Source organism: Thermogemmatispora sp. (genome assembly GCF_019683755.1).
Lineage (GTDB): Bacteria > Chloroflexota > Ktedonobacteria > Ktedonobacterales > Ktedonobacteraceae > Thermogemmatispora.
In genome coordinates, this window is sequence record NZ_JADGHT010000158.1 from 1 (window position 1) to 10,250 (window position 10,250).

General features: G+C 58.1%; 8 protein-coding genes. 2 read left to right on the forward strand and 6 right to left on the reverse strand.

What is annotated here, in order from left to right; all coding sequences use genetic code 11:
- Window positions 1-173: 173 nt before the first annotated feature.
- The 4 genes from IRZ24_RS11500 to IRZ24_RS11515 all read right to left on the reverse strand — a co-directional run bounded on the left by IRZ24_RS11500 (window position 174) and on the right by IRZ24_RS11515 (window position 3,357).
- Window positions 174-1,124, reverse strand: coding sequence for an LLM class F420-dependent oxidoreductase (locus tag IRZ24_RS11500; RefSeq protein ID WP_297164174.1), 951 nt, complete (start codon window positions 1,122-1,124; stop codon window positions 174-176).
- A 156-nt stretch (window positions 1,125-1,280) separates the two neighbouring features.
- A complete protein-coding gene (locus IRZ24_RS11505; RefSeq protein ID WP_297164177.1) occupies window positions 1,281-2,240 on the reverse strand; it encodes a mechanosensitive ion channel in 960 nt (319 codons plus the stop codon).
- Between the two features lie 37 nt (window positions 2,241-2,277).
- On the reverse strand, window positions 2,278-2,643 hold the full coding sequence (locus IRZ24_RS11510) for a zf-HC2 domain-containing protein (protein ID WP_297164180.1): 366 nt from the start codon (window positions 2,641-2,643) through the stop codon (window positions 2,278-2,280).
- Window positions 2,644-3,357: a sigma-70 family RNA polymerase sigma factor gene (locus IRZ24_RS11515; RefSeq protein ID WP_297164183.1), complete on the reverse strand. Its 714-nt coding sequence runs from the start codon at window positions 3,355-3,357 to the stop codon at window positions 2,644-2,646.
- Between the two features lie 502 nt (window positions 3,358-3,859).
- Between IRZ24_RS11515 and IRZ24_RS11520 the strand changes: the two genes are divergently transcribed.
- Window positions 3,860-5,455 (forward strand): flippase, encoded by a 1,596-nt coding sequence (locus IRZ24_RS11520; protein ID WP_297164186.1) that lies wholly within the window; start codon window positions 3,860-3,862, stop codon window positions 5,453-5,455.
- A 303-nt stretch (window positions 5,456-5,758) separates the two neighbouring features.
- Here the strand turns inward: IRZ24_RS11520 and IRZ24_RS11525 are convergent, their stop codons facing one another.
- A complete protein-coding gene (locus IRZ24_RS11525) occupies window positions 5,759-7,747 on the reverse strand; it encodes a GDSL-type esterase/lipase family protein (RefSeq protein ID WP_297164189.1) in 1,989 nt (662 codons plus the stop codon).
- A gap of 497 nt (window positions 7,748-8,244) precedes the next feature.
- On the reverse strand, window positions 8,245-9,033 hold the full coding sequence (locus IRZ24_RS11530; protein WP_297164192.1) for a hypothetical protein: 789 nt from the start codon (window positions 9,031-9,033) through the stop codon (window positions 8,245-8,247).
- A gap of 399 nt (window positions 9,034-9,432) precedes the next feature.
- Here IRZ24_RS11530 and IRZ24_RS11535 point away from each other — a divergent pair.
- On the forward strand, window positions 9,433-10,250 hold an 818-nt coding region (locus tag IRZ24_RS11535), incomplete at its 3' end, for an aldo/keto reductase (protein WP_297164195.1).

Genomic DNA, 10,250 nt, shown 5'->3' on the forward strand with positions numbered 1-10,250 from the left:
ATAGTATAGCACTCAGAGGAGATCATTGTCAATGCAAGATATGCAAAAGAGGTCGCCAAGCTCTTCTTATCATCCGGCTGGAAGCAAGAAGGCTCGGCGACATAGATGTGTTCTCGAAGAGCCAGTAGTCAGCCTTTGGGGAGGAGAACAAGTCGATCAGATCTGATGTCTGGTCAGACAGACAGGCAAGTACGAGCAAAGAGGCGCAACGCTTCGAGATTAGTAGCGGCATCCACAAAATGAATAATCAACTCCTGGATACCCAAGGCCTCATACTCAGCGATACGGGAGCGAATAGTCTCCGGCGTGCCGATCAGTTGGGTACGGCGCAGGTGCTCCAGATTGGAGCGCTGCTCAGGGCGCAGCTTGGCCACCGCCTCCGCCTCACTTTCTGCGACAGCGCACTCGTCAATAATCACTGTGCGCCAGATACTCTCATAATCACGACCCACAGCCTCGCAGTGTTGGCGCAGTACTGCCAGCTTATGTCGGACTGTTTCGACATCGCCACCGAAGTTACAGGCATCGCCATAGAGGGCCACCAGGCGCAGTGTCACCTTTTCACCGCTACCGCCGATCAAGATGGGGATATGCGGACGCTGCACGCCCTTGGGCTGATTGATCGCGCCGCGCACCTGATAATAGCGGCCCTCAAAATAGGCCTCCTCCTGTGTCCACATAGCCAGCAACACCTGCAGGGCCTCATCCAGGCGGGCCAAGCGCTCCCCCGTGGAAGGAAACTCATAACCGTAAGCCCGATACTCATGCTCATACCAGCCGGCGCCGATCCCCAGGATCAAGCGACCGTGGCTCAGCACATCGACCGTGCTTGCCATCTTCGCCAGTAAGGCCGGATGGCGATAGCTATTGCAAGTCACGATCTGGCCGATACGCACGCGCCGCGTATCGCGGGCCAGAGCCGCGGTAGACATCCAAGCTTCGAAAGTCACCTCCTGCGTTGGGACAGGCACCGTATGAAAGTGATCGTAGAGCCAGACCGAGCGGAAGCCAAGCGCCTCAGCTTCGCGGGCCACCCTGGTCATCGCCTCATAGGCTGTCACAGGATCAGAAAAACCCGTCAGGTCCAGGCGCCAGCCCTGTGGAACAATTACCCCAAACTGCATAGTGAAATACGCCTTCTTTCTAACAACTAAAGCAGCCAATCTTTCCTAAGAGGAGGAACAAGTGGCCTCCAGTTCCTTTAGCGGAGCAGGCTTACCAAAGCTTCCCAGCCAGAGAGCGGGCCAGGTCAGTCGCGCTGTCCGTCAGCCCGCTCTTCCTCACTGCTGATCACGATCCCCATCTTGCCCATGCTCCTGTTGCCCTTCGGGAGGAGAAGGCGGCTCATCTCCTGACGCGGTCTGGTCTCTACCAGGCTCAGCCGGCGGTCTGGGCTCTGCTCTGGCTGGGGCAGGTTCCTCACTGATGGCCACGCCCTGCAGGAGCAGAGCATTAGGCAAGGCGATCAGCCGACGACCTCCATCTTCGGCTGCCACTTCCAGCGTCGTATAGGCTCCATTCGTAGCCTGCACCGTACCGCTATATTCCCCCAAGGTAACCCGCTGACCACGGCGGAACTGCTGGCGCACATAGTAGCCAGCGATCACATGGCGCGCCACTTCGCGCGTTCCCAGAGCGAAAGTCAGTGCGACTGCCAGGCCTGCCGCCGCCACAACAATGGTCAGGCTGGTGGTCAGTAGCGTGGTCTCGACTCCCAGGGTCGCCAGCGCCAGTACGCACAGGAAGGCCACCACCGTATATTCGATGAGCCTGCCCAGCGCGCTCGCATAAGCAATATTGACATTTCGCGCGACAGCCGTTACGGTGTTGCCCAACAAGCGCGCCAGCAACGAGCCAAGCAAAAGCAGCAGAGCAGCGCTGATGGCGCGAGGGAGAAAGAGCAGGACGGCTTGCAGCAGAGCAGCTACCGGTGTCAGCCCCATCAGCTCTACTGCCTGGATCGAGAAACTCAGGAGCAGAAAGAAAAAGACCAGTTGCGCGAGCAACTCGCTCAAAGGAATGCGCATACCAAGTGCTGCCAGCGAGCGTCTCAGCCCAATGCGTTCAAAGAGCAGCTCCAGGCGTGTCTGGCGAAAGAGAAAGCGCAGCAGCCAGCGGACCAACCAACTGATCAGATAGCCAACCAGAAAAACGATGAGACCATTCACCAGACGAGGAATGAAGGCCAATAGGCTGCTGCCAACACTCACTAATGACTGCCATAACGGTTGCAAACTCATAACAAGCGACCACCTCCACAAAGCGCCGTCTCTTCAATTAAGCGGACGGCTGCGTCTGCAGGCGCAGCGTGCCCGTGGCCGGGTCGAGCAGCGCGCCGATCAGGTTGATCAGATCAATCAGCCACTGCAACAGCGTCTGTGAGGAGAGATCGAGCAGCTCCAGGCTGCTTTGTTCCGCATGAATGCGCGCTAACAAGCGCCGCTCAAAATCGGCAGGCAGGTGCAGGCCCACATATTCGGCCTGCAGAGTGCTCAGCAAGGTCCGCACCTGGCGCGCTAGCTCAAGCTCGCGTTGGCACTCTGGGCATAAAGGCAAAGCCGCCTCGGCCTCGGCCTGCAAGGCTGGCGGCAGTGTGCCCTCTACCAAATCCGGCAGGAGTTGCGACAATTCTTCACAATTCATCTAAAGATGAGACTCCTTTCCATTGCTTCCCTGTTTTCTTTTTTTCTCTTTTTGATCAGCCATCGATAAGACCTGATAAATTTTCCCGCAAAACTCGCCGAACAGCTCTTTAAAGGCCAGGCGTGCGCGATGAACACGCATCTTGACGGCGCTCAGTCCGGCCTGGAGCACCTGAGCCAGTTCCTCGTAGCTCAAATCTTCCAGATCGCGCAACAATAAGACCCTGGCCTGTTCGCGGTCCAGGCGGCGCAAGACGCGATGAATGCACTCGCGCAACTCACGGCGCAGCGCCTGCTCTTCCGGCAGCGGTTCAGGGGCCGGCAGCTCACTGAGCGCTGGCTCGCGCCATTGCCGGTCACCCTGGGAAGGTTTGACAGAACGACTCAGGTGGATCACTTGCTGACGTGTGCGCCTTGTCCGATCCATAGCATCTAAAGCGGTATTAGTAGCAATACGGTAGAGCCAGGTTGTAAAGGCGCACTGCATATCGAAGCGGGGCAGAGCACGGTAGACCTTCAGAAAGACCTCCTGAGTCAGATCCTCGGCCTCTTCGTGATCATTGACAATCTTAAAGACCAGGGTATAGACGCGCTGCATATGGCGAGCCACCAGCAGCTCAAAGCTGCTCGTGACATGTGGCAGTTCCTCTTTGCAGCGCCGCACCAGCGCCTCATCGGAGAGGATTGTCTCACGCTCTACAGTATTGATCGACATCAGGCATCACTCACACAAGAAGCAGAGCCAATGAAAAGCCATTCCGCGAGTGAGGCCGTCCTGCTCGTGTTGGCAGAGGAGCCTCAGACACTTCTGACGTGCAATTAGGCCGCTGCTGGTTTCAGGACCCGTACTGATCTTTCCTGCTCGCCTCTATCTCCTCAAGGAGATCGGAGGCTGGTCAGCGTAGCTGTCCTACTCGTCCTTTTTCTGCTTGCCTGGGCCGTCCATCTTCTGCCGGGCGAGCTTCATTATAGAGAGCCAGCGCATCCCTGTCTAGTTCTGATCTCCAAGCGAAGATGGCGCGCCTGGCCGTCCTTGCTGCCTAGCGCGGCTAGCGAGCGGTTCCCGGCGAGAAGACCACTGCTTCTCTACCGCCATCAGCATGCCATCATCACCCCTGGCGGCTATACCTTAAAAGAGGATCGTCCAGAAAAGCGCTGCCGCACAGTTGGCAGGCCTATGCGTCTCCTGAAGGCAAGTCCTTTGCAGGGAGTTGGGTATGCAGCGATTGCGCCGTGTGGTCTATAATACGCTCATTTCGCTGGGAGGTCAGGTGATCACCTGGACCTCTACTTTGCTGCTGACGATCGCCTACGGGCGCTTCTTAGGCGATGTGAAGTTTGGAGAGCTGTATTTTGCCATAACGCTGGCCCTGCTGGTTGGTTTCCCGATGGAGCAGGGCTTTAATCAGCAGTTGACACGCGATGTGGCTCAGGAGCCAGAGCGAGCCGTACGCTACCTGGCCAATACCTTGCTGATCAAGGCGGTAACCTGGGGCCTGCTCTATGCGCTGCTGTTGGCCATTCCCTGGCTGCTGGGTTACGATCTTGAAGTGCGTACGCTGGTGATGATCAGCGGGCTGACCTTGCTCTTTACAGGTATGGGGACGGCCTTCGCTGCGGCGCACTATGCCTTTGAGCGCAATGTGGCGCCGGTCGTGGGCACTATTCTGGAGAAAGCTTCATCTGCTTTGTTTGGCTACCTGCTCCTCAAACATGGCGCTGGGGTTGTGGCAATGGCCTGGGTGCTCTGCGGCGGCGCGCTGTTAAATATGCTCTGGCAGGCGCTCTGTTTCTTGCGCTGGGTCGGCTTCAGCCTGCTGCTGGACGGCAAGACAATCTGCCTGCTGCTGCGCTCCAGCCTGCCTTTTTTGATCTACGGCGTGCTGGGGGTGCTCTACTATCGCCTCGACGTGGTCTTGCTTTCCCTCTTGGGCAATGAGGCAATGGTGGGCTGGTATGGCGCTGGCTATCGCCTCTTCGATACTTTGAATTTTCTGCCAAGCCTGGTCATTGCTGCCATCATGTATCCTGTTTTTTCTAAGCTGGCCGTACAGTCGCTGGATGCGCTCCGTCTAGCTATCGGGAAGTCGCTGAATTTCTTGCTGTTCTGTAGCATCCCGATGGCGACCTTGATGGTCGTGGCGGCTCCCAACATTATCGGCTTCCTCTATCACCGTCCCGAATTCGCCCATACTTTCCGGGTGCTGCAGCTTCTGGCCCCCGGTCTGGTCTTTCTCTATGTGAATATGGTGCTCAGTACTGTGCTGGTCAGTATCCATCAGGAGCAGAAGATGACGCTCATGGCCGGTGTGGCTCTGGTCTTTAATCTGGGCCTCAATCTGCTCCTGATCCCGCTCTACCATCAGGATGGGGCTGCTCTGGTGACGTCCCTGACGGAGCTGCTCTTTATTGGGCCTTTCCTCTTCTTTATCCCTCGCACACTCTGGCCCCGTGGCAGCCTCACGGTAGCCTTGAAGGCGCTGGCCGCGAGTCTGGTGATGGCGTTGGTCGTCTGGCTGCTTCGTCAGTGGGCCATTCTGGCTCTGCTTCCCGTGGCGCTGGTCGTCTACCTGACGGCCGCGACACTGCTACGCACGATCCCACGGGCTGATCTGGTGGCGCTTTTTGATGCGGTGCTTCGCCGGCGCCAGGGGAGATCGTCGCCGACCGAGACGGTGGCGGCCGTGGCAATGGAGCAGGCCGACTCAGCAGAAACAGGCGGCGACAGCGTCGACAGTCTGACCAGCGGGATAAGGACCGGTACCGGTGGCCCGGTTGTCGATGCTCCAGAGATCAGTCACCTCGGCGGCTAGGGGCTAGGTCCTGACCCTGACGGGGCCTGATGCTGGCGCTAGCGACCGGTGCTTCTGTCAGACCTGTAAGACGCCTATGCTTGCTCTGTGGATCGGACTGAGTGCCTGACGGGCGAGGCTGCTTGCTTCGGGGCCGTTGCCTGGCCCCTTAATGGCTAGTGAGTTGAACCCTGGAGTTGCCTTGACCCTGCCCTCGCACTTGGACCGGACCCCAAGTTGCCGCTGCCATGCAGCAGACCGCTCTGGCTCGGCGCAGAGCAGGCGAGAGAAAAGGCCTGTTGAGTCAGCAGGCCGGCGCTTTGTTTAGCTCCAGAGCCTGTACCCTTGCAGTGCCTCGAACCAGGCCCGATTGATGGCTATAGCTCCGGCATCGCTCGGGTGAATGCCATCGGCGCTGAGGTAGTCTGGATGTGCTCGAAAGAGGCTGTAGAGATCAGGTCCTTTCATGAGACCAGCGCTCTGCGTGATCTCTAGGACAATGCGGTTGAGCTGTTCGATCTCTGCGTTGAGGACAGCGCTGTCGGCGGTGCGGTTGCTGTAGGGGGCCAGAGCCAGCACCGGTACGTGGCCAGCCTGTTTAATGCGCGTTACCAGTTGCTGCAGCGTCTGGCGATAGGTGGCCGGACTGACTTGTCCAAAGGCGTCGTTGGTCCCTACTTCGATCAACCAGTAGTGCATATCGGGATTAAGCGCCAGGAAGGTATCAAGTTGGTCAAGCATGCCAGTGCTCGTCTGTCCACCGATGCCACCATTGACGAGCGCCGGAAAGTCTGCCGGATAAGCGGCGTGTACGAGCTCAGGAAGGGCAGGCTGATGCTCTGCGAAGCGATTAAAGGAGAGGGCTGTGATCGAGGTTCCCAGACAGAAAAAACTATCATTGAGAGCGGTCTGGCTAGAAACGTCGAAAAGATCAATTTCATCAATGAGAAACTCATGTTCGCGATTGCCGGGTTGGACGCCGGTGACCGTCATCTTGACCCAGGACATGCCGGAGAATGACAGCAGGTGCTCGCGGTTACGTGCCCGATTGGCGGAGACTGTCGCCAGCGTTTTCCAGGAGCCGTCGGAGCCATTGCTACTATTAGCCGAGACAGCGATTGTGTAGGAGCGAGGGGTAGGGCCGCTATCGCTCAGATAGTCGAAGACGTAGTCGCTGGTCCAGATCAGCAGCAAGCGTGAGGGGCCGCTGCCCACGTGGATGGCGCACCACGAGGGCAGCGAGCGATCAGTGCCATGCCAGAAAGCCCAATTGCCATAGTGGCCGTCAACGATGGCCGCTGGGCCGCCTGGGCCGTCATCATTGGCTGAGCAGAAAGCCGGTTTGCCGCGTGAGACCAGGGGGCTGGCGCGTAGCTGCGACGATGGCTGCCTGGCCTGTGTTCCTGCGGAGCCGGGGTAGTATTGAGCGATAACGTCTCTCATCGCATAGTATTGAGGACGGGGAGCATTGGTCTCCACATCGAAAAGATCGAGATGTCCGTAGCCGGCATAGCTGGCCGCATCGAACTGACAGGCAAAGGTCAGGCCTCCGCTGATCATTGCCTGCAGCGCCTGCCTCGTAAAGGCCGTGATGAAGTCGCTCTTCTCACCATAAGCAGGTGGAGGATTGCCCGGGTCGAAATTCCACTCCGTAATCCCTATGGGCAGCTCACGTCCCAGAATCTGGCGCGTCAGCGAGCGAACGCCCTGGATAGCCACCGTTGCGCTGTCGGCCAGCTTCAAGCAGTCGCTTTCGCTATTCTGCCAGCAGGGGTACCAGTGGAAGCTGATCGCATCGGGAAGCACACCAGAAGCTCGCACGCCCTGTAGAAAGGCGCGCAAGAACTCCGTCGCGCTCGGTTGGCTAATCACTGGTCCGATGAAACGGGCTTGGGGATTCAACTGTCGCAATTGAGGGATCACACTATTCCACTGCTTCAAATAACTCGCGCTGGAGATCCCATTATAATCGGGTTCATTGCCGAACTCGTAGAGCAAGCAGCGTGAGCCGGCGTAGCTCACCACGTGCTTGAGGAAGGCCACATCGAAAATATTGGCCAGCACTCCCAGACAAGTCATGCCGCTCTGCTCGATCGTGCGCAGGCGCTGCTCAAGTTCAGCATCACTTGTAGCATGACCATCGGCCAGGCTATGGTCGAAGAAAAACGTTCGCATCAGGGTAAAGTGGGCTTCCTTCAAAGAGGCCTGGAAGGCGGGATTCGTCTCAATATTATTCTGGCTCCACTCCTGAGTATCGTTGGTGCCGAAGAGCAGAGACGAGACACCCTCTTTCCAGCGCTGCTCACCAGGCAACTGTGTTGGCGATGGCCTGGCTGTGACCTGGGACCTAGGCGTAGCGCTTGAGGACGCACCCGGACTTGGGCCTGCCGTCAGAGTGCAAGCGGTCAACAGGATCAAGAACAGAACCAGAGGGGCAAGGTGCCCGGTCGGATAGCGCAATCTATATAGAGATTTTGAGACGGCAGGGGTAGGCTTCGTCATAGGTTGCCTCTCGGCGGCATGCTTTGGGCTGTTTGGCTCTCTGTGTTCTCCTTATGAACTATAGCATGGCTTTGTGATAATTGTGTATATCCAGAAGTTATAAATTGGTAGCTATCGCGATCGATGCGAGACAGCGATGAGAGGGAGCGAAAAGGGGAGAGACCAGGGAAGAGGGGAGACAGCTCTGACTGGGAGGCCTTGCCGCTCCCCAGGGTCTGGACTGGAGCAGAGAAGGCCTCCCAGGCTTGATCTTTGGTTAGCGTAGCTGCCAATGTGAGCTGCGAAAGCTGCAGCAAAGCAGCACTGGCCTAGTTAGCGGCTTCGGGCTGTGTCTGAGAAGCGGGAGCCGTTGGCTGAGCCGGCTGAGTAGGCTGCTCGCCTGTGGTGGTAGGCAGCGGCTGAGCGCTCTCGCCCGCAGGGGCTGTCAACAGGCCACCGCGGCTGAGCAAGCGGCGCGCTGCATCCTGGCCACCGAGACCGAAGGCCAGACCGAAGGCCAGGGCGGTACCGCCGACCACGGCGGTAAAGAGAATATTGAGCAGCGAAGGAGCAATCTGTAGCTGCTCAAGGGCAATCAAAGCAGCGAAGCCGATGAGGGCGTAGCGTGCCACGGCGGCGAACAAAGCGGGGTTACCAACACGCGTCGTGGCCGTCACACCGCGCACAATATCGCCCACCACGCTGGCGGCCAGCAGTCCCAGGAAGAGCACCAGCACAGCGACGAACACATTGGGAATATAGGCAATCAGCTCATTCAGGATATTGCTCACGGTGCTCAGTCCCAGCGCATCGACCGCAGGCACCAGGAAGATCAGGAAGATGAACCAATAGACGATGGTGCCGAGAATGGCCACAATGTCGAAGCGCATGCCCGTATTCTGCTCCAGGCGATTCAGGCCGACGCGGGCTCCCAGGCGCTCGAAGCCAATGCGGCGCAAAATGAAGGTCACTGTACGGCTGAGCACGCTGGCGACGATCCAGCCGACCAGCAAAATGACCAGAAAGCCGAGAAACTTAGGGATGAAGGTCAGAACCAGATTCAGAGCGTTAGCAAGGGAGGTCAGAAAGGCCTGACCAATGTTATTGACGACCGGCATGTTGTTCTCCCCTCCTTAACGGAGTCTTCTTGTTGTATACTCAGACTCTCTTGTTGAGCGGCTACGCCGCGCCGGCGCCAGAGCCTTATGATTCTGGGCTGGCCGCCGGGCTGGCGATAACTATCGCTATACACGTCCCCTTTAGACGGCAAGGAGACAAAAAAGTCACAGGTCTGGAGAAGACCGCCGCGCTGCCCGGCGAGATAGCTTGATTGTGGGCTGCTGTTGGCTTCTCTGCCGGGTCGCTGGGCGATAGATGCTCTGAGGGCGATAACGGCCTGGCGACGCCTGGCGCTGTTCCCCTGCCTGCGTTACAATCAAAGAGCGAGTGCCGGTTAGCGGCATGTCAGCTAGCTGCTGGCTAGATCTCACTCACAGGAAGGAGAGCAAGACAGGCGTATGGAGTATCGACCGCTGGGACGTACCGGCTGGCAAGTATCGGCTATCGGCTTTGGGGCCTGGGCCATTGGAGGAGATGCCTGGGGGCCTACGGACGATCGGGAGGCTATAGCCGCCTTGCATCGAGCGATTGATCTCGGCGTCAACTTCATTGACACCGCTGACGTCTACGGCGATGGGCATTCTGAGCAGCTCATCGCTCGTGTACGCAAAGAACGCAAAGAGCCAGTCTATATTGCTACCAAGGCCGGGCGGCGTCTCAATCCCCACACTGCCGATGGTTACAATCGACAAAATCTCACCGCCTTCGTTGAGCGCAGTCTGCGCAATCTTGAGACCGAGACCATCGATCTGCTCCAGCTCCACTGTCCGCCTTCCGAAGTCTACGACCGGCCCGAGGTCTTTGGCATCCTGGACGATCTTGTGCAGCAGGGCAAGATCCGCTACTACGGGGTGAGCGTTGAGAAAGTCGAAGAAGCGCTGAAGGCCATTCGCTACCCCAATGTGCAGAGTGTTCAGATCATCTTCAATATCTTCCGGCACAAGCCGGCGGAGCAATTCTTTGCGGCAGCTCAGGAGCGGCAGGTAGGCGTCATTGTGCGTGTACCGCTGGCCAGCGGATTGCTCACGGGAAAGCTGCGTCCCGACAGCCAATTTGCCGCTACCGATCATCGCAGTTACAACCGTCACGGTGAAGCCTTTGATCAGGGAGAAACCTTCTCGGGCGTCGACTACGAGACGGGCCTGCAGGCCGTTGAGGAGCTGCGACCCTTGGTGCCTGCAGGCATGACAATGGCTCAGTTTGCCCTGCGCTGGAT